This is a genomic window from Simplicispira sp. 125 (genome assembly GCF_003096555.1).
Taxonomy (GTDB): domain Bacteria; phylum Pseudomonadota; class Gammaproteobacteria; order Burkholderiales; family Burkholderiaceae_C; genus Simplicispira.
The window spans coordinates 14,734-33,774 of the sequence record NZ_QEKM01000001.1; the positions used below are offsets into that span (position 1 = coordinate 14,734).

Here is a 19,041-nt window from a genome sequence, read left to right on the forward strand (position 1 = left end):
CTTACTATTGGGGCTGGCGCCTGGCGTATGCAGGCTGCCGTTTTGTAAATTGGAACCCCCATGAAATTCGTCGACGAAGCCTACATAGACATTTCTGCCGGTGACGGCGGCAATGGTTGCGTGTCGTTCCGGCATGAGAAATACAAGGAATTCGGCGGGCCCAATGGCGGTGACGGTGGAAGCGGCGGGCATGTGTTCGCAGTAGCCGACCCCAATCTGAACACATTGGTGGATTTCCGCTACTCGCGTCGCCACGAAGCCAAGCGTGGCGAGCATGGCATGGGATCGGACATGTTCGGCGCAGCGGGGAGCGATATCACGCTGAAGATGCCCGTGGGAACCATCATCAGCGACGCTGAAACCGGCGAGGTTCTGTACGAGTTGCTCACGCCTGGTGAGGTCATCACCATCGCCAAAGGCGGCGATGGCGGTTTTGGCAACATGCGGTTCAAGAGCGCCATCAACCGCGCCCCTCGGCAAAAGACACCGGGTTGGCCTGGGGAGAAGAAAAGCCTCAAGCTTGAACTGAAAGTGTTGGCTGACGTGGGTTTGCTGGGCATGCCCAACGCGGGTAAATCGACCCTGATCGCGGCGATTTCCAATGCACGCCCGAAGATCGCAGACTACCCTTTCACCACTTTGCACCCCAATTTGGGCGTTGTGCGTGTGGGGCCTGAGCAGAGTTTTGTGGTCGCCGATATTCCCGGATTGATCGAAGGTGCTTCCGAAGGAGCAGGCCTGGGACACCAGTTCCTGCGCCACCTGCAACGCACCCGCCTGTTGCTGCACATCATCGATATGGCGCCGTTTGACGACAGCATCGATCCCGTCGCACAAGCCAAGGCCATCGTGGGGGAACTCAAAAAATACGATACGGGTTTGTACAAGAAGCCCCGTTGGCTGGTGTTGAATAAGCTGGACATGGTGCCGACCGAAGAGCGGGCTGCGCGTGTGGCTGATTTTGTCAAGCGTCTGCGCTGGAAGGGGCCTGTTTTCGAAATTTCGGCACTGACGCGTGAAGGGTGTGAGCCGTTGATCCATGCGGTTTTCCGCCATGTCCAGGCTCAACACCTGGCGGAGCAGGCCCCTGTGGCCGAGGTGGATCCCCGCTTTGCCGGTGATGCGCCTGCCTGACGCAGTTATTTGCTGCGATATTGATAGCTGTATCCGCTTTATTGATGGGCGCTGAGGCCTTAATGGATCAAAAAAATAGTTCAACCGTGTTGCGTAACGCGCGCCGCATCGTGGTCAAGGTGGGGTCCAGCCTGGTCACCAACGAAGGCCGTGGGCTGGACGAGGTCGCTATTGGCGAGTGGAGCCGCCAACTGGCGGCCCTGGTGCGCGGCGAGGGCGGGGGGCGGCGCGAGGTCATCATGGTCTCCAGTGGCGCCATCGCCGAAGGCATGAAGCGCCTGGGCTGGGCCGTGCGCCCTCGCGAGGTGCATGAGTTGCAGGCCGCCGCCGCTGTTGGGCAGATGGGCCTGGCGCAGATGTACGAGACCAAGCTGCGCGAAAACGGCGCAGGCAGTGCACAGGTGCTGCTGACACATGCAGACCTGGCTGATCGGGAGCGCTATTTGAATGCGCGCTCGACCTTGTTGACCTTGCTGACTCTGGGCGTCGTGCCCGTGATCAACGAGAACGATACTGTCGTCAATGACGAAATCAAGTTTGGTGACAACGATACGCTCGGCGCGCTGGTGGCCAATCTGGTGGAAGCCGATGCGCTTGTCATCCTTACAGACCAGAAGGGTTTGTACACTGCCGATCCGCGACATGACCCGCAAGCCCAGTTTGTGCACGAAGCCCGTGCGGGTGATCCTGCGTTGGAGGCCATGGCGGGGGGCGCTGGCTCCAGCATTGGACGTGGGGGTATGTTGACCAAAATTCTGGCGGCGCGGCGCGCTGCTGGTTCCGGAGCATCCACCGTGATCGCCTGGGGTCGTGAACCCGATGTGCTCCTGCGGCTGACTCAGGGCGAAGCCATTGGCACGCTGCTGGTGGCACAGACTGCCAAGCAGCAGGCCCGCAAGCAGTGGATGGCCGACCACCTGCAATTGCGTGGAGCCGTTACTGTGGATGCTGGCGCTGCTGCCAAGCTGCGCGGTGAAGGTAAAAGCTTGCTGCCTATTGGCATGACCGGGATCGAGGGTGATTTTTCACGTGGTGATGTGATTGCGGTGCGCGACCCTGCTGGCGTAGAGCTTGCGCGGGGGTTGGCCAACTATTCCAGCGCCGAGGCTCGCCTGCTGTGCCGCAAGCCATCGTCCGAGTTTGAGCGGTTGCTGGGCTATACGGCTGAAGCGGAAATGGTACACCGTGACAACATGGTGCTGACGACTGGGGCGTAGCCCTGCATTGCCGTACTGCTCCATACACGGGACGGTGGGTGCGTGCGGAGCCTCAAAAACTGCGGGGCTTCCATTGTTGCGCAAGCCCGCGAACCACTCCCGTTTTTCGCCCTGCTGTTGCTTGCAGGGCGAACCATCCCTATTGCGGCGCCGAGGGCGAGTGTGGTGCAGGATCAGCAGATGATTCGGCGGGCGAACGGCTGGCCGATTGAGGATCGGGGTCAAAGCTGGCGCCAGGCGGCAACTCCACACCGGGATGCAGCAGTAAACCACCGGTGCGGTGCATGCCGCCTCCAGACAACTCGTGTTCACGCGCACGCATGCCACTGCGCAAGTAGCGATTGCGCTGTTCATGGCGTGGCAAGAACCGGGCAAGTTCGGTCAGTGCCATTTCATAGACGCCCCGTTTAAATTCCACCACCACGTCAAGCGGAACCCAGTAGTCGTTCCAACGCCAAGCGTCGAACTCGGGGTGATTGGTGGCACGCAGGTTCAGGTCCCAATCGTGCCCCATCAGTTGTAACAGATACCAGATTTGTTTCTGGCCCTTGTAGTGTCCGCGCGCGTCGCGGCGGATGTACCGGTCAGGCACCTCATAGCGCAACCAATCCCGGGTTCGGGCAACCACGCGAACGTGGTTGGGGTGCAAGCCTACTTCTTCGTGGAGTTCCCGGAACATCGCCTGTTCAGGCGATTCGCCGCGGTCTATGCCGCCTTGCGGAAACTGCCAGCTGTGGGTGCGTATGCGCTTGCCCCAGAACACCTGGTTTCTCTGGTTGAGCAGGATGATGCCGACGTTCGGCCGAAAGCCGTCCCGGTCAAGCATAATCGAACCCCAAATTTTTAAACTGTGTCCATTATGCACGGCACCTTGCCTGCAGCAAGGGGACCAGCCCCAACCGCCTGAAATTGCCCGATGAAAGCCTCCCAGTTCTTTATCTCCACCCTCAAAGAAGCGCCGGCCGATGCCGAAGTGGTCAGCCACCAACTCATGACGCGCGCGGGGTTGATCAAGAAGCTCGGTGCCGGGGTCTACAGCTACATGCCCATGGGTTTGCGGGTGATCCAGAAAGTGGAGGCCATCGTACGGGAGGAGATGACCCGCGCCGGTGCCGTGGAGCTGACCATGCCGGTGGTGCAACCGGCCGAGCTGTGGCAGGAAACGGGGCGTTTTGAGAGCATGGGCCCAGAGCTTCTGCGCATCAAGGACCGCCATGGCCGTGACTATGTCGTCCAGCCCACCAGTGAGGAAGTGGTCACTGACATTGCGCGCCAGGAACTGCGCAGCTACAAGCAGCTGCCCAAGAATTTCTACCAGATCCAGACCAAGTTCCGCGACGAACGCCGCCCCCGCTTTGGCCTGATGCGCGGGCGCGAGTTCACCATGAAGGACGCTTATAGCTTTGATCGCGACCAGGCTGCCGCCAAGGCCAGCTACCAGGTCATGGCGCAGGCTTACCGGCGTATTTTTGACCGCTTTGGTTTGACGTACCGTGCAGTGGCGGCCGACAGCGGCGCCATTGGCGGCGATCTGAGCGAAGAGTTTCAGGTGATCGCCGCCACCGGTGAGGACGCCATCGTCTTCTGCCCGGGCAGCGATTACGCAGCCAACATGGAAAAGGCCGAGGCCCTGGCGCCCGCCGGTCCGCGCCCCGCTGCAGCACAAGCCATGGCCAAGACGCCCACGCCGGGCAAGGCCACCTGTGCCGATGTGGCCGAATTGCTGGGCGTACCGCTGCAGAGCACGGTGAAGTCGCTGGTGCTGGCGACCGACGAGACCAACGAGGCTGGTGAGATCGTCAAAAGCGAAGTCTGGCTGCTGCTGCTGCGTGGTGATCACGACATGAACGAGATCAAGGTGGCCAAGGTGCCAGGGCTGGATGCGGGTTTCCGCTTTGCCACCGTGGCCGAGATCGAGGCGCATTTTGGCTGCACGCCGGGCTACCTGGGTCCCATCGGGCTGCGCCAGCCGGTGCGCATCGTGGCCGACCGCGAGGTGGCCGTGATGGCCGACTGGATCTGCGGCGCCAACGCGGTCGATTTCCACATGACCGGCGTGAACTGGGGCCGCGACCTGCCCGAGCCCGCCCTGGTGGCCGACCTGCGCAACGTGGTGGTGGGCGACCGCTCACCCGATGGCCAAGGAGAACTTGCGATTGAGCGCGGCATCGAAGTAGGCCATGTGTTTTATCTCGGCACCAAGTACAGCAAGGCCATGAACGCCACCTTCCTGGGCGAGGACGGCAAGCCCGCCCATTTCGAGATGGGCTGCTACGGTATCGGCATCACGCGCCTGCCGGCGGCGGCCATCGAGCAGAACCACGACGAGCGCGGCATCATCTGGCCCGACGCTATTGCCCCCTTCACCGTGGCGCTCTGCCCCATCACGCCCGAGCGTTTCCCCGAGGTCAAGGCCCAGGCCGAGCAGCTGTATGCGCAGTTGCAGGCCGCTGGCGTGGACGTGATCCTGGACGACCGGGGCGAGCGCCCCGGCGCCATGTTCGCCGACTGGGAACTGATCGGCGTGCCGCACCGGGTGACCATTGGCGACCGCGCCCTCAAGGACGGCCAGGTCGAATACCAGCACCGCCGCGACAGCGCCGCCACCAAGGTGGCCGTGTCCGATATCCTGGCCCATGTCCTGGGCCGTCTGGCCCGATGATCCCAGGCATCTCGCGGCGCGCCTGCCTCGTTTCGCTGGCTGCCGGGCCTGCGGCCTGGCTGGCGGTTCCGGGGCAGGCGCACGCGGGAAGGCAGCTGGAGGAGCCGCTCATGGATTCGGTGCGCACGGCACTGAGCTCTGCCATTGGCAACCGGGCGCCGCCTGAGCCCATTTTTGCCTCCACCGAAGCGCGCCTGCACTACCTGCGCTGGCTGGGCGCCATGAGTGACCGCCTGCGTCGTCGCAAACCTGATTGGGAGGTGCGGCGCGATTTTTTGCAGACGGTCTGGTACGAAAGCGGACGTGCGGGGCTGGATGTCTCGTTGGTGCTCGGCCTGATCCAGGTGGAAAGCGCTTTCCGCAAATTTGCTGTCTCCAGCGTGGGCGCCCGCGGCTACATGCAGGTCATGCCATTTTGGACACGGCTCATCGGTGATGGCGATCCCGGCACGCTGTTTCACATGCAGACCAATCTGCGCTTTGGTTGTGTGATCCTGCGCCACTACATGGACAGGGAGCGCGGCGACCTGTACATGACCCTGGGCCGCTACAACGGCAGCCGGGGCCGGGCGCCTTACCCGAACGCTGTGTTCTCGGCGCAGCGCAACTGGCGGTTCGAAGGCTAGGCGACTGGCTGAACCTGCATTTCAGGTGCTTGCTGCTTCCGGCGGTGTGGCGGCAGACAGGCGCGAAACCATGACTTGGTCAATGCGGTAGCTGTCCACATCCAATACTTCGAACTTGTAGCCGCCCCACACCACGCTGTCGGTGCGCCGAGCGACGCGGCGCAGCATCACCATGAGAAAGCCGGCCAGGGTTTCGTATTCTCCGGCGTGCGGCAGATCGTCGAGCGAGAGCACCCGCAGTACATCCTCGATGGGCGTGACACCGTCGATCAACCAGGAGTTGTCATCGCGCCGCACGATCAGTTCTTCGTCTTCATTGCCCACGAGGTCGCCCATCACGGTACTCATCACATCGTTGAGCGTCACCACGCCGACGACCAGGCTGTACTCATTCACGATGACAGCGAAATCCTCGTGCGCCTGCTGGAATTGCTCCAGCACTTCTGACAGGGTAAGCCGGTCGGGAACGATCAGTACCTTGCGCACCAGGCTGTCGTCCAGCAGCGAAATGGGCTGGTTGTTGAGTACGCGCTGGAACAAATCCTTGGCGTCTACATAGCCCACCACGTGGTCGATATCGCGCTCGCAGACGGGGTAGGTCGAGAAAGGCTCGGCGGCAATGCGCAGGCGGATCACGGCGTCGGACTCGTCGCGCAGGAAAAAAGCCACCCGGTCACGGGGCGACATGGCACTGGAGACGGTGCGCGTGTCCAACTCAAAAACATTGGTAATAACCTGCTGCTCGCGCGCGGCCAGCACACCGGCGCGGGCGCCGGCCTCCATCGTCGCCAGGATGTCGTCGGAGGTGATGCGGTCGTCGCGCAGCGAGGACAGGCCCAGCACCCTGAACAGCACATCCGCCGCCCGGCTGTAAAGCCAGACCACCGGCCGCAGCAGCGTGATGCACCACGCCATGGGTTGCACCAGGGCAACCGCCAGCCGCTCCGGCCTGGCCATGCCCAGGCGCTTGGGGAACAGGTCTGAAAAAAGAATGAACAACGAGGTAATGATGGTGAAGGATGCGAGAAACCCCACCGTCTGCGCCGTTTTGCTGGAAAGCCACAGTTCCATCAGGGCGCTGAAATACGGGCTGAGGGCGCCTTCCCCCACGATGCCGCCCAGGATGGCCACCGCGTTTTGCCCGATCTGCACCACCGTGAAATAGTCGCCGGGCTGGTCCTGCACGCGCAGCACCCGTTCGGCGCGTGCGTCGCCTTCGTCGGCCAGTTGGCGCAGGCGCAAGCGCCGCGCGGCCGCGAGTGAGATTTCGGCCATCGAAAAGAAAGCGCTGGCTGCAATCAGCAGCCCGATCACGAAGAGGCTTTGCGTCAGTGTCATGAAAAAGGCAGAGCGTGGCCTGCGGCACACCGGTAGAGCGAGTGTATCTGCCCGCCCGGTCCGTCCAGCCCGCGCTGAAGGGCGCGAGCGCTATTGCATAAAGCCGATGCGGCTGCGACCGGCGGCGCCCTTGGGCAGGTCAGCCACTTCCACCGTGCAGCGGTGGTCCAGCCGGGCATTGCCAAAGGCGGCCATGAGCGCGCGGCGCATTTCGCGCGGGGGCATATGGGACAGGCAGTCCAGCACATCGCTCTGCGGTTCGGGATCGATCAGCCGCCCCCAGTCATGTGCGGCGCGGATGCCGGTGTAGAGCATGTGGGCAATGCTGCGCGCCTGCTCCACGGTGGGCACTTGCACCTCGAACACGTTCATGCGGTTGAGGATCGGGTCGGGGATGCCCCGACTGTCATTGGCCGTGGTGATCCAGATGACCTGGCTGGCGTCGATGGGCACCTCGGCGAATTCGTCCGTAAAGTTCTGTGCTGTGTCGTGCTCCAGCAGGCTGTAGAGCGCGCCCAGCGGGTCGTACTGGGCATCGCCGCTGGCCTTGTCGATCTCGTCCACCACGATCACGGGGTTGGCGTATTCACCTTCCACCAGCGCCTCGAAGACCTTGCCGGGGCGTGCGCCCTTCCATTGGGAGGAGGAGCCCGAGAGCAGCCAGCCGGCCGTCATCGAGCTCATGGGCAGCAGGTTCATGCCTGTGCCCAGCAATTCGGCCAGCTGGCGGGCGAAATGGGTCTTGCCGATGCCGGGTGGCCCCAGCAACAGCATGGGCGTGACCTCCAGGCCGTCGCGGCTGTCCTGCGCCAGGGCAACGTGGCGGCGCACATCGTCGAGCACCTCGGTGAAGTTGGGTAGCCGGTCGTACAGGACGGCCATGTCGGGCACGCCCTGCGGCTTGACCTGGAAACGTTCGGGTCCGCGCTCCAGCATGCGTTCGTACATGCTGCGCAGGTTGTCGAAATCGCGCGGCTGGCCGGCGTCCTGCAGCCGGGCGAGCTTGCGTTCCACATCGCTGGTGCAGAACACGCTACGCATCTGGGCCACAGGCAGGCTCAGGGTCTGGGGAACAAGGCTATGGCGGGTCATGGCATGCTCCTGCAGTGAAGAAACGATCCCATTCAAGCATACAAGCGCTCGGATCTCAATGCAGAAACTACCCTGTGAAAACCCTGCTGTTGCGCCCATGAAAAAAGCCGCCCGGAGGCGGCTGGGGATCAGGCAACACAACGGCCTGTGCGGGCTCAGGTGCCCAGCGTCTGCTTGAGTTCGCCCGACTCGTACATCTCCATCATGATGTCCGAGCCGCCGATGAATTCGCCCTTGACGTAGAGCTGCGGAATGGTGGGCCACTGGCTGTAGTCCTTGATGCCCTGGCGGATTTCGTCGTCGTCCAGTACGTTGACCGTGGTGATGGCCTTGGGATCGGCGCCGCAGGCCTTCAAAATCTGGATGGCGCGGCCGGAGAAACCACACATCGGGAAGCTGGCCGTGCCTTTCATGAACAGCAGGATGTCGTTGGTCTTGACGAGATCGTCGATGCGCTTGTGGGTATCGCTCATGGAGGCTCCGAGAGGGGCCGCAAGGCCCGGTGGGTGGGGAAGGGTAAAAGGGGGGATTATTTCACTGTTGGCTTCTGGCCGCCCGAGCAACGCACGATGCCGGCGAGGTCTTTGCGGTTTTGCACCTGCTCCAGCCCTGCCGCATGGAGCAGGGCGCCGACCGTATCGGCCTGGTCGTGGCCGTGTTCCAGCAGCAGCCAGCCGCCGGGCGCCAGATGGGCCGGGGCCTGCGCGATGATGCTGCGCAGGTCGTCCAGGCCGTCGGCGCCGCTGGCCAGGGCCGCGAGCGGCTCGTGCGTGAGGGCGGCCAGATGCGGGTCGGCGGCGGCAATGTAGGGCGGGTTGGATACGATGGCATCAAAACCGCCTGCCAGCCCCTGCAGCCAGTGCCCATGGTGGAAATGCACCGGCAGGCCCAGGTGCGTGGCGTTGGCCTGCGCCACAATGAGGGCGTCCGTGCTGGCGTCCACGGCCAGCACCTGGGCGTCAGGGCGCTGCTGCTGCAGGGCCAGGGCGATGGCGCCGCTGCCGGTGCCCAGGTCCACCACGCGCGGTGCGGGTTGGTGGGCCAGGACTTCCAGGGCCCAGTCCACCAGGGTTTCGGTGTCGGGACGGGGGTCGAGTACGCGCTCATCCACCTGCAGCTTCAGCCCGTAGAACGCCTTGCGGCCTGTGAGGTAGGCCACGGGTACGCCCGCCCGGCGGCGCTGGCACAGGGCTTCAAACTGCGCTTGCAAAGCCGGGGGAAGGGCATCGGTGTCGTGGGTGATCAGCCAGGCACGGTCGTGGCCAGCGCGGCCCAGCACATGCAGCAGCAGTATCTGTGCGTCGATGCGTGCCAGGCCCTGGGACAGGGCGGTGGACAGGGCCTGCTGCAAGGTCATGGTGCTTCTGAATGAATAGCTGTCAGCGCTTGATGGGTAAGCGTTGGAGGTTGTTTTTATCTCAACTCTGGATCACGCCGTGCTGTGTTCCAGTTCGGCCAATTGCTCGGCTTCGCGGGCGTGTTGCAGGGCTTGCAGCACGTCGCCCAGGTCGCCCTCCATCACGTACAGCAGCTTGTACAGCGTGAGGTTGATGCGGTGGTCGGTCAGGCGCCCCTGCGGGAAGTTGTAGGTGCGGATGCGGTCGCTGCGGTCGCCGCTGCCGATCAGGCCCTTGCGCTCGGCGGCCTCTTTGGCGGCGCGCTCGCTGCGTTCTTTTTCGTGGATGCGCGCCTGCAGCACCTGCAGTGCCTTGGCTTTGTTGGCGTGCTGGCTGCGGCCGTCCTGGCATTCGGCCACGATGCCGGTGGGCAGGTGCACCACGCGCACGGCCGAGTCAGTCTTGTTGATGTGCTGGCCCCCGGCGCCGCTGGCGCGGAAGGTGTCGATGCGCAGGTCGGCCGGGTTGATCTTGATGGCCTCGCGCTCATCGGGCTCGGGCATCACGGCCACGGTGCAGGCGCTGGTGTGGATACGGCCCTGGGTTTCGGTGACAGGCACGCGCTGCACACGGTGGCCACCGGATTCAAAGCGCAGCTGGCCGTAAACCTGTTCGCCTTCGATGCGCAGCACAATTTCCTTGTAGCCACCCAGTTCGGCCGGGCTCTCGCTGACGACTTCGACCTTCCAGCCGACGTTGGTGGCGTAGCGCATGTACATGCGCGCCAAGTCGCCCGCGAACAGGGCCGACTCGTCGCCGCCCGTGCCCGCGCGAACTTCCAGGAAGGCGTTGCGCGCATCGTCAGGGTCCTTGGGCAGCAGCAGGCGCTGGAGTTCATCTTCGAGTTGCTGCAGCTCGGTTTCGCAGCTGTTGATTTCTTCCTGCGCCATGTCGGCCATGTCGGCGTCTTGCAGCATCTCGCGCGCACCGGCCAGGTCATCGGTGCGCTGGCACCAGCGGGCGTAGCGGCCAGCAATCTGCGTGACCTCGGCGTGCTCGCGCGAGAGCACGCGGTATTGCGCCATGTCGGCCATGATGTCTTCGCGCGAGAGCAGGAAGTCGAGCTCCTGCAGGCGCCGGGCGTAGCGCTCCAACTGGTTGCGGAGAAAAGGTTTCATGCAGAGAAAGTGTGTTGAGCTACAAAAAATGTAGCTACTGGCGCACGCAGGGTGGGCGCTAAAGCGGTTTTTTGCTTTGAGAACGCAGAAACAGGCGCGAGGCCGTGTTTGCGGTCTGTGCGCGCGCTGCGGTGTCAGCGTTGCGCAATTCGGCCATGGTGCCGTGCAGCATCTTGCGGGCCACACCCCGCGAGAGGGCTTCGAGCACCGCGTCCAGGTCTTCGCCCCGCGCCAGGCGCTTGCGGGCGCGGGCGATTTCGATGGCGCGCCAGGTATCGGCCTGTCCGTTGATCTGGCGGATCAGCGGCACCACGCCGTGCTCTGGGTCGCGCTGGTCCATCCAGTGCATGAAGCTTTGCACGCCCGCATCGATGATGGCCTCGGCCTGCGCCACGGCGGCCTGGCGGCTGGCCTGGGCGGTTTGCACCACGCCGGCCAGATCGTCCACGGTGTAGAGGTAGACGTCTTCAAGCTGTTTGACTTCGGGCTCGATGTCGCGCGGAACGGCCAGATCGACCATGAACATCGGACGGTGGCGGCGTTTTTTGAGCGCGCGCTCGACAGCGCCCAGGCCTACGATGGGCAGGCTGCTGGCGGTGCAGCTCACCACGATGTCGAACTCGTGCAGGCGATCGGGCAGGTCGGCCAGGCGCATGGCCTGTGCGCCAAAGCGGGTGGCAAGCTTCTCACCGCGCTCCAGGGTGCGGTTGGCAATGGCGATGGCTTTGGGGTTGCGCGCGGCAAAGTGCGTGGCGGTCAGCTCGATCATTTCGCCCGCACCGACAAACAGCACGCGCGTCTTGCCCAGATCTTCAAACAACTGGCTGGCCAGGCGCACGGCGGCGGCGGCCATGCTGATGCTGTGGGCGCCGATTTCGGTGGAGGTGCGTACCTCTTTGGCGACGGCAAAGCTGCGCTGGAACAGCTGGTTGAGTGTGGAGCCCAGGGCGCCCGCGCTTTCGGCGGCGCGCACGGCATCTTTCATTTGTCCCAGAATCTGCGGCTCGCCCAGCACCATGGAGTCGAGCCCGCTGGCCACGCGGAAGGCGTGGCGCGCTACGGGGCCTTCTTCCAGCACGTAAGAGTGCGAACGCAGCAGCTCGGGGCTGACGCCGCCGCTGTGGGCCAGCCAGCCCAGCGTGTGGTCCAGCGCGGGCTGTTCGCCTGCGCAATAAATTTCGGTGCGGTTGCAGGTGGAGACAATGGCTGTCTCCACTTTGCCGTGCGGGCTGCCTTCGCCCAAAGACTGGCGCAGGCCCTGCAGGGTGGGGGCAATCTGGTCGAGGGCAAACGCAAAACGGCCGCGCAGATCAAGCGGCGCGGTCGTGTGATTGATGCCAAGGGCCCAGACAGACATGTCCAGATTATAAAATTGTTATGCGTAGGGAGTGACACCGACTGCGCAAGTCTTGATTTACGTCATTTTATGGACCCACTGATCGCCCTGAACCACCTGCTCAATTTCGTCGCTCCTGCGGCTGTCCTGGCCGTTTTGTTGGCGCCGGGGAGCCGTTGGCTAATGGGCAAATCGGCTGCGGCGCTCTCCTGGTGGGCGCAAGCAGCTATCGTTTTTGCGGTGGGCTGCGGGGTGTTGGCTGCGGGCCTGTGGTGGCTGGGGCGCGACGGCAAGTTGCTGACCTATGCCGCGCTGGTGCTGGCGTGCGCCACCTGCCAGTGGGTGCTGCGGCGCGGCTGGCGCGGTTGAACCGCTTTGTTTTCAGTCGGCCGGGCTGAAAAGATCCACCCGGTCGGTGATGATGCCGTCGGTGCCCAGGGCGATCAGGCGCTGCGCGGCCCATTCGTCGTTCACCGTATAGCTCAGGCAGCGCAGGCCCAGGCCGTGCACCTGGCGCACCAGGGCGGCGTCCCACAGCGCGTGGTTGCACACGAGGGCCACGCAGCCGCGCTGCCGGGCCATGTCCAGGCAACCGTCCCACCATGTGTCAACCAGCAGCGCACGGGGGATGTGCGGTGCCGTGGCCTGGGCGCCGGCCAGGGCCTCGGGTTGAAAGGATGACAGCAGCGGTGGTACGGCCTGCCCGTGCCACAGTTGCGCCGCATGCTCGCCCACCACGCGACCGGTGATTTCTTCCTGCCCGGGCGTGGGCTTGATCTCGATGTTCAGGAAATAACGGTTGGCCAGGCAAAAGCATGCGATGTTCGAAAGCAGGGGCAGCGGCTCGCCTGCGTACTGGCGTCCATGCCAGCGGCCCGCATCCAGCTGCGCCAGCTGGCCCCAGGGATGGTCGCCACCGGTGGTGCTGGCACCGGCACCCAGCACCAGGGCGGCGTTGGTGGTGCGCGTGAGGGTGGCGTCGTGCATCAAAAAGGGCACGTCGTCGTGGGAGAGTTTGGCGTCGCACTCGAACATGCGGTAGCCGTGCTGGGCTCCCAGGCGGAAGGCGGCCAGGGTGTTTTCAGGAGCCAGCGTACCAGCGCCACGGTGGGCGATCCAGCGGGGGTAGGGCCACGGTGTATGCATGGCGGTGGGCTCAGAGGCGTTTGCCGGTTTCAGTATTGAACCAGTGCAGGCGGTTCTCACGCGGGGCCACATGCAAAATGTCGCCGGGCTGGGGGGCGTGCGTGCCTTCTTCCACGCGCACGATGAGCGGCTCGCCATCGACTCGGGCGTAGATCAGGCGCTCGGCGCCCAAGAGTTCCACCGTATCCACCGTGACCTCCCAGCCGTCTGTGCCCACATCCAGGTGCTCGGGGCGGATGCCCAGCAGCGTGCCAGGGCGCGCACCCGGCGCGTGGCGCAGCAGGTTCATCGGGGGCGAGCCGATGAAGCTGGCCACAAAGACGCTGGCGGGCTGGTGGTAGACCTCTTCAGGGGTGCCGAACTGCTCCATGTGGCCGCCGTTCATCACGATCATGCGCTGCGCCAGCGTCATGGCTTCGACCTGGTCGTGTGTGACGAACAGGCTGGTGATGCCGAGCTCGCGGTGCAGTTTCTGAATTTCAAGACGGGTCTGGGCGCGCAGCTTGGCGTCCAGGTTGGACAGCGGTTCGTCGAACAAAAACACCTGCGGCTGGCGCACGATGGCGCGGCCCATGGCCACGCGCTGGCGCTGGCCGCCGGAGAGCTCGCGCGGCTTGCGCTCGAGCAGATGGCCCAGTTCCAGAATCTTCGCCGCCTTGTCGACCCGCGTCTTGATCTCGTCCTTGGGCACCTTGGCGATTTTCAGGCCATAGGCCATGTTGTCGAACACGCTCATGTGCGGATACAGCGCGTAGTTCTGGAACACCATGGCGATGTCGCGCTGGGCGGGTTCCAGGTTGTTGACCACGCGGCTGCCGATGGCGATCTCGCCGCCCGAGACTTCCTCCAGCCCGGCCACCATACGCAACAAGGTCGATTTGCCGCAACCGGACGGCCCGACGATGACAACGAATTCACCATCGCCTACTTCGGCGCTGACCCCGTGGATCACCTGGTTGGCCTTGGGCCCATGGCCGTAGCGTTTGATGATGTTGCGCAGAGAAATAGATGCCATGATGCTCTTGTTTTTGTAGCTGTTTGCGTAATGCAGATAAGCGTTAGAAGTCGAAATGTTCTTATTTTTCGGTATCGACCAGGCCCTTGACGAACCACTTTTGCATGAGCACGACCACGAAGGCCGGTGGCAGCATGGCCAGGATGGCGGTGGCCATGGCCACGTTCCAGTCAATGGCGGCCTCGCCGCCGCCAGCGACCATGCGCTTGATACCGATCACCACCGGGTACATGTCTTCGCTGGTGGTCATCAAGAGCGGCCACAGGTACTGGTTCCAGCCGTAGATGAACTGGATGACGAACAGCGCGGCGATCGAGGTTTTAGACAGCGGCACGAGCACGTCCTTAAAGAAACGCATCGGCCCTGCGCCGTCCATGCGGGCGGCTTCCACCAGCTCGTCCGGCACCGTCAGGAAGAACTGGCGGAACAGGAAGGTGGCGGTGGCGGACGCGATCAGCGGCAGCGTGAGGCCTGCGTAGCTGTTGAGCATGCCCAGGTCGGCCACCACTTTGTAGGTCGGCAGGATGCGCACTTCCACGGGCAGCATCAGCGTGACAAAGATGGCCCAGAAGCAGAGCATCTTGAAGCGAAAGCGGAAGAACACGATGGCAAACGCCGAGAGCAGTGAGATGGCGATCTTGCCGATCGTGATCACCATGGCGGTGACAAAGCTCACCCACATCATGTGCGCCACCGTGGTGTTGGAGCCCAGCTTGCCCGATCCGAGCAATGCAGCCTTGTAGCTTTCCCACGTATTGCTGCCCGGCAGCAGCGGCATGGGGGCTTGCACGATCTCTTGCGCGGTGTGGGTCGAGGCGATGAAGGCCAGGTACAGCGGGAAGGCCACGATCAGCACGCCAAACACCATGACGGCATGCGACAGAACGTTGAGCCAGGGGCGGCGGTCAATCATGGCAGTGCCGCCCGGCTGTTCGAAGGCACTGACGCTCTCCCTCGGGGGGTAGCGATGCGCGAAGCGATGAGTGTGGGGGTCATGGCAGTGCCGCCCGGCCGCCCGAAGGCACTGACGCTCCCCCTCGGGGGGCAGCGATACGCGAAGCGATGAGCGTGGGGGCCATTTCAGTACTGCACTTTCTTTTCGACATAGCGGAACTGCACCACGGTCAAGGCGACCACGATGATCATCAGGATCACGGATTGCGCCGCCGAGCCGCCCAGGTCCAGCGCTTTGAAGCCGTCCTGGTATACCTTGTAGACCAGGATCGAGGTCGACTGCCCGGGGCCGCCCGAGGTGGTCGCGTCGATGATCCCGAAGGTGTCGAAAAAGGCGTAGACGATGTTGATCACCAGCAGAAAGAAAGTGGTCGGCGAGAGCAGCGGCAGCTGGATGTTCCAGAACCGGCGCAGCGGGCCGGCGCCGTCAATGGCAGCCGCTTCGATCAAAGATTTGGGAATGGACTGCAGCCCGGCGAGGAAGAACAGGAAGTTGTAGGAGATTTGCTTCCACACCGAGGCGATGATGATCAGTGTCATCGCCTGGCCCTCGTTCATGAGGTAGTTCCAGTCCACACCAAGGGCGCGCAGGCCAAACGTTGCCACGCCAATCGAGGGCGAGAAGATGAACACCCATAGCACGCCCGCAATCACCGGTGCCACCGCGTACGGCATGATCAAAAGCGTCTTGTAGACCATGGCGCCGCGCATGATGCGGTCGGCAAAAATGGCCAGCACCAGCGAGATGCCAATGCCCAGCCCGGCCACCAGCACCGAAAACCAGGCCGTGGTCTTGAACGATGCCAGGTAGGTGGGATCGTCCCAGAGCTGGAGAAAATTCTGAAAACCCACCCATTCGGTGGACAGCCCAAATGCGTCTTGCACCTGCATGGATTGCAGAAGTGCTTGGCTGGCGGGCCAGAAAAAGAACACGCTGATGATGACCAACTGGGGCGCCATGAGCACCCAGGGCAGCCAGGCCGATCGGAAAAGAACACGTTTTTCCATGAGAGCTCAAAAAAAGAAGACGCCCGCCGAGGCCCCTGGGGGCTTGTTCGGCGGGCTGACCAGTTGCGGGCCATCAGCGCGCTAGCGCGCTTTCAGGTGCCCCGCGCTTTATTTTCCCTTGTTGGCGCGCTCAAAGCGCACCAGCAGCTCATCGCCCCGGCGCACGATGTTGCCCAATGCGGCCTTGGCCGTCTGCTTGCCCGACCAGACCTGTTCGAGCTCTTCGTCCTCGATGGTGCGGATCTGCACATAGTTGCCCAGGCGAATACCGCGTGACTTGTCGGTCGTTTTGCGGATCATCTGCTGCACCGCTACGTCGGTTCCAGGGCGGTCCTTGTAGAAGCCCGACTTTTCGGTCAGGTCATAGGCGGCCAGCGTGATGGGCAGGTAGCCCGTGCGCTGATGGCTGGCGGCTTGTACCTTGGTCTGCGACAGGAAGTCAAAGAACTTGGCCACACCCTTGTACTCGGCAGGCTTCTTGCCCGCCATCACCCACAGGCTGGCACCGCCGATCACGGTGTTTTGCGGTGCGCCCTTCACGTCGGCGTAGTAGGGCATGGGTGCCAGGCCATAGGCGAACTTGGCATTTTTGGCCACATCGCCATAGAAGCCCGAAGACGTCTGGATCATGGCGCATTCGCCTGAGACGAATGACGCTTGCGCCTGCGAGCCCCGGCCTTTGTAGACGAACTCGCCCGCTGCGGCCGCCTTGGCCAGGTTGTCGATGTGGCGCACGTGCAGGGGCGAATCGATCTTGAGTCGCGCATCCATGCCGCCCAGGCCGTTGGCCTTGGTAGCGAACTCGACGTTGTGCCAGGTGGAGAAGCTCTCGAGCTGCGTCCAGCCCATCCAGGCCAGCGTCATCGGGCAGGTGCTGCCGCTGGCCTTGAGTTTCTTGGCCGCGTCGAACACCTCAGGCCAGGTTGCGGGGGCTTTGTCCGGGTTCAGACCGGCCTTCTTGAAAGCGTCTTTGTTGTAATAAAAAACCGTGGTGGAGCTGTTGAACGGGAAGCTCAGCATCTGGCCGCTGGGCGCCGTGTAGTAGCCGGCCACGGCGGGGATGTAGGCCTTGGGGTCGAAGGCCAGGCCCGCGTCGCTCATCACCTTGCCCACGGGCACGGTGGCGCCCTTGCTGGCCATCATGGTGGCGGTGCCCACCTCGAACACCTGCAGGATGTGCGGCGCATTGCCCGAACGAAACGCGGCAATGGCAGCGGTCATGTTCTCGTCATAGGTGCCCTTGTACGTCGGGATGACCTTGTATTCGCTCTGGCTGGCATTGAACTGGTTGGCCAGATCGTTGACCCACTCGTTGTTCACAGCGGTCATGGCGTGCCACCACTGGATTTCGGTCTGTGCCTGGGCGGCCGTGCTGGCCAACAGGGCCGCGGCAGCGCAAAGGGCCAGGGAGCGGTGTTTCATGGGTATCTCCTCGTGCAAATGGACAACGATTCATCGTAGGGTGGCAGCATGACAGAACCATGACTGTCACACAGCCAAGGGACTTTTGTAACCATGCTGGCCCGATTCCTCCAGCGGGTAAACCCCGTTTTATCGGGGGATATTTGCCCATGACGCAGTTAGTGGCGCCTCTCCAGCCGCCGGTTTTGTGCGCTGCACCATGCTACGATCATTTCGCACATTCACCAGAGACGGGCAGTCTTTACAGCCGACCCGTCTCGCATCGCATCAGGATCGACATGGGCCCCACATCGCTGGATAAAAGCAAAATCAGGTTTCTTCTGCTCGAAGGCCTGCACCCTTCCGCACTGCAGGTGCTGCGCAACGCGGGCTACAGCCAGATCGAGTCCCTCTCTGGCGCACTGCCGCAGGAGGAACTCATCGAGCGTATTGCTGAGGTGCACTTCATCGGCATCCGGTCGCGTACGCAGCTGACGGCCGAGGTGCTGGCGCATGCGAACAAGCTGGTGGCCATCGGGTGTTTTTGCATTGGCACCAACCAAGTCGACCTGAAGGCCGCGCGCGATCGGGGCATTGCGGTCTTCAATGCGCCGTATTCCAACACCCGCTCAGTGGCCGAACTGGTGCTGGCCGAGGCCATCTTGCTGCTGCGCGGTGTGCCCGAAAAGAACGCCGTGGCGCACCGGGGCGGCTGGCTCAAGTCGGCCGACAACGCCTTCGAGGTGCGTGGCAAGACGCTGGGCATCGTCGGCTATGGTGCGATTGGCTCGCAGCTGTCGGTGCTGGCCGAGGCACTGGGCATGCAGGTGCAGTTCCATGACGTGGTGGCCAAGCTGCCCTTGGGCAATGCACGCCAGGCCGCAGGGCTGCCGGAGTTGCTGGCAACCAGCGATATCGTGACTTTGCACGTGCCCGAGTTGCCCTCGACGCAGTGGATGATGGGCGCCGCCGAGATTGCGGCCATGAAGCAGGGCGCCATCCTCATCAACGCCTCGCGTGGCACCGTGGTCGAGATCGAGCCCCTGGCCCAGGCGTTGAAAGACGGCAAGCTGCTGGGCGCAGCCGTGGACGTGTTCCCGGTCGAGCCGCGCAGCAACAAGGACGAGTTTGTCTCGCCCTTGCGCGGCCTGGACAACGTGATTCTCACGCCGCACATTGGAGGCTCCACGCTGGAGGCGCAGGCCAACATCGGCCTGGAAGTGGCGGAAAAACTCGTCAAATACAGCGACAACGGCACCACCATCTCGTCGGTCAACTTCCCCGAAGTGGCCTTGTCGGCGCAGCGCGGCAAGCACCGCATCCTGCATGTGCACCGCAACGTGCCGGGTGTCATGGCCGAAATCAACCGTGTATTTTCTGATAACCACATCAACGTGGCCGCGCAGTCCTTGCAGACGAACGAAGCCATTGGCTATGTGGTGATCGACATCGATGCTGCCTCGTCCGAGCTGGCGTTGCAAAAGCTGCAGCAGGTGCCCAACACGCTGCGCTGCCGCGTGCTGTTCTAGGCTTTTTGCTGGTTTTGGCGCCCTTGCCTTGGCCCTTGGGGCCGTGCAAGGGCGTTTTCCGTTGGGCC

Annotated in this window: 18 protein-coding genes; 6 read left to right on the top strand and 12 right to left on the bottom strand. The window is 63.3% G+C overall.

What is annotated here, in order from left to right:
* Positions 1 to 60: 60 nt before the first annotated feature.
* A complete protein-coding gene (gene cgtA / locus C8D04_RS00085) occupies positions 61 to 1,134 on the top strand; it encodes an Obg family GTPase CgtA (RefSeq protein WP_116003040.1) in 1,074 nt (357 codons plus the stop codon).
* Between the two features lie 62 nt (positions 1,135 to 1,196).
* The gene (gene proB, locus C8D04_RS00090; RefSeq protein ID WP_116003041.1) at positions 1,197 to 2,351 is read left to right on the top strand and encodes a glutamate 5-kinase; all 1,155 of its coding nucleotides are present in this window, start codon (positions 1,197 to 1,199) and stop codon (positions 2,349 to 2,351) included.
* A 139-nt stretch (positions 2,352 to 2,490) separates the two neighbouring features.
* Here proB and C8D04_RS00095 read toward each other — a convergent pair whose 3' ends face one another.
* Entirely contained in the window at positions 2,491 to 3,177 is a 687-nt protein-coding gene (locus C8D04_RS00095; protein WP_116003042.1) for an RNA pyrophosphohydrolase, read from the bottom strand.
* 90 nt (positions 3,178 to 3,267) lie between these two features.
* Between C8D04_RS00095 and C8D04_RS00100 the strand changes: the two genes are divergently transcribed.
* Both C8D04_RS00100 and C8D04_RS00105 read left to right on the top strand, forming a co-directional pair.
* On the top strand, positions 3,268 to 5,013 hold the full coding sequence (locus tag C8D04_RS00100; RefSeq protein ID WP_116003043.1) for a proline--tRNA ligase: 1,746 nt from the start codon (positions 3,268 to 3,270) through the stop codon (positions 5,011 to 5,013).
* Entirely contained in the window at positions 5,010 to 5,639 is a 630-nt protein-coding gene (locus tag C8D04_RS00105; RefSeq protein ID WP_116003044.1) for a lytic transglycosylase domain-containing protein, read from the top strand. Before C8D04_RS00100 ends, C8D04_RS00105 begins: the two co-directional genes overlap by 4 nt.
* 21 nt (positions 5,640 to 5,660) lie before the next feature.
* On the opposite strand, the gene C8D04_RS00110 is transcribed toward C8D04_RS00105, so the two are convergent.
* From C8D04_RS00110 to hemA, 6 genes are all read right to left on the bottom strand, one after another.
* Complete coding sequence (locus C8D04_RS00110) at positions 5,661 to 6,977, bottom strand: hemolysin family protein (protein ID WP_116003045.1); 1,317 nt, start codon at positions 6,975 to 6,977, stop codon at positions 5,661 to 5,663.
* A 90-nt stretch (positions 6,978 to 7,067) separates the two neighbouring features.
* The gene (locus C8D04_RS00115; protein ID WP_116003046.1) at positions 7,068 to 8,069 is read right to left on the bottom strand and encodes an AAA family ATPase; all 1,002 of its coding nucleotides are present in this window, start codon (positions 8,067 to 8,069) and stop codon (positions 7,068 to 7,070) included.
* A 155-nt stretch (positions 8,070 to 8,224) separates the two neighbouring features.
* Positions 8,225 to 8,542, bottom strand: coding sequence for a Grx4 family monothiol glutaredoxin (grxD, locus tag C8D04_RS00120; protein WP_116003047.1), 318 nt, complete (start codon positions 8,540 to 8,542; stop codon positions 8,225 to 8,227).
* Between the two features lie 56 nt (positions 8,543 to 8,598).
* The gene (gene prmC, locus C8D04_RS00125) at positions 8,599 to 9,426 is read right to left on the bottom strand and encodes a peptide chain release factor N(5)-glutamine methyltransferase (protein WP_116003048.1); all 828 of its coding nucleotides are present in this window, start codon (positions 9,424 to 9,426) and stop codon (positions 8,599 to 8,601) included.
* Between the two features lie 72 nt (positions 9,427 to 9,498).
* Complete coding sequence (gene prfA, locus C8D04_RS00130) at positions 9,499 to 10,584, bottom strand: peptide chain release factor 1 (protein WP_116003049.1); 1,086 nt, start codon at positions 10,582 to 10,584, stop codon at positions 9,499 to 9,501.
* 58 nt (positions 10,585 to 10,642) lie between these two features.
* Positions 10,643 to 11,941: a glutamyl-tRNA reductase gene (hemA, locus tag C8D04_RS00135; protein WP_116003050.1), complete on the bottom strand. Its 1,299-nt coding sequence runs from the start codon at positions 11,939 to 11,941 to the stop codon at positions 10,643 to 10,645.
* Between the two features lie 69 nt (positions 11,942 to 12,010).
* Between hemA and C8D04_RS00140 the strand changes: the two genes are divergently transcribed.
* Positions 12,011 to 12,289 carry a hypothetical protein gene (locus C8D04_RS00140; protein WP_116003051.1) on the top strand — a complete coding sequence of 93 codons (279 nt, stop codon included), beginning with the start codon at positions 12,011 to 12,013 and terminating at the stop codon, positions 12,287 to 12,289.
* 12 nt (positions 12,290 to 12,301) lie between these two features.
* On the opposite strand, the gene ugpQ is transcribed toward C8D04_RS00140, so the two are convergent.
* The 5 genes from ugpQ to ugpB all read right to left on the bottom strand — a co-directional run bounded on the left by ugpQ (position 12,302) and on the right by ugpB (position 17,465).
* A complete protein-coding gene (gene ugpQ / locus C8D04_RS00145; protein ID WP_116003052.1) occupies positions 12,302 to 13,066 on the bottom strand; it encodes a glycerophosphodiester phosphodiesterase in 765 nt (254 codons plus the stop codon).
* A 10-nt stretch (positions 13,067 to 13,076) separates the two neighbouring features.
* Complete coding sequence (locus tag C8D04_RS00150; RefSeq protein ID WP_116003053.1) at positions 13,077 to 14,081, bottom strand: sn-glycerol-3-phosphate import ATP-binding protein UgpC; 1,005 nt, start codon at positions 14,079 to 14,081, stop codon at positions 13,077 to 13,079.
* Positions 14,082 to 14,142: 61 nt separating this feature from the next.
* A complete protein-coding gene (ugpE, locus tag C8D04_RS00155) occupies positions 14,143 to 14,994 on the bottom strand; it encodes a sn-glycerol-3-phosphate ABC transporter permease UgpE (protein WP_116003054.1) in 852 nt (283 codons plus the stop codon).
* A 167-nt stretch (positions 14,995 to 15,161) separates the two neighbouring features.
* A complete protein-coding gene (ugpA, locus tag C8D04_RS00160) occupies positions 15,162 to 16,043 on the bottom strand; it encodes a sn-glycerol-3-phosphate ABC transporter permease UgpA (protein ID WP_116003055.1) in 882 nt (293 codons plus the stop codon).
* Positions 16,044 to 16,151: 108 nt separating this feature from the next.
* Positions 16,152 to 17,465: a sn-glycerol-3-phosphate ABC transporter substrate-binding protein UgpB gene (gene ugpB / locus C8D04_RS00165; RefSeq protein WP_116003056.1), complete on the bottom strand. Its 1,314-nt coding sequence runs from the start codon at positions 17,463 to 17,465 to the stop codon at positions 16,152 to 16,154.
* A gap of 278 nt (positions 17,466 to 17,743) precedes the next feature.
* Between ugpB and serA the strand changes: the two genes are divergently transcribed.
* The gene (gene serA, locus C8D04_RS00170) at positions 17,744 to 18,973 is read left to right on the top strand and encodes a phosphoglycerate dehydrogenase (protein WP_116003057.1); all 1,230 of its coding nucleotides are present in this window, start codon (positions 17,744 to 17,746) and stop codon (positions 18,971 to 18,973) included.
* Positions 18,974 to 19,041 lie beyond the last annotated feature (68 nt).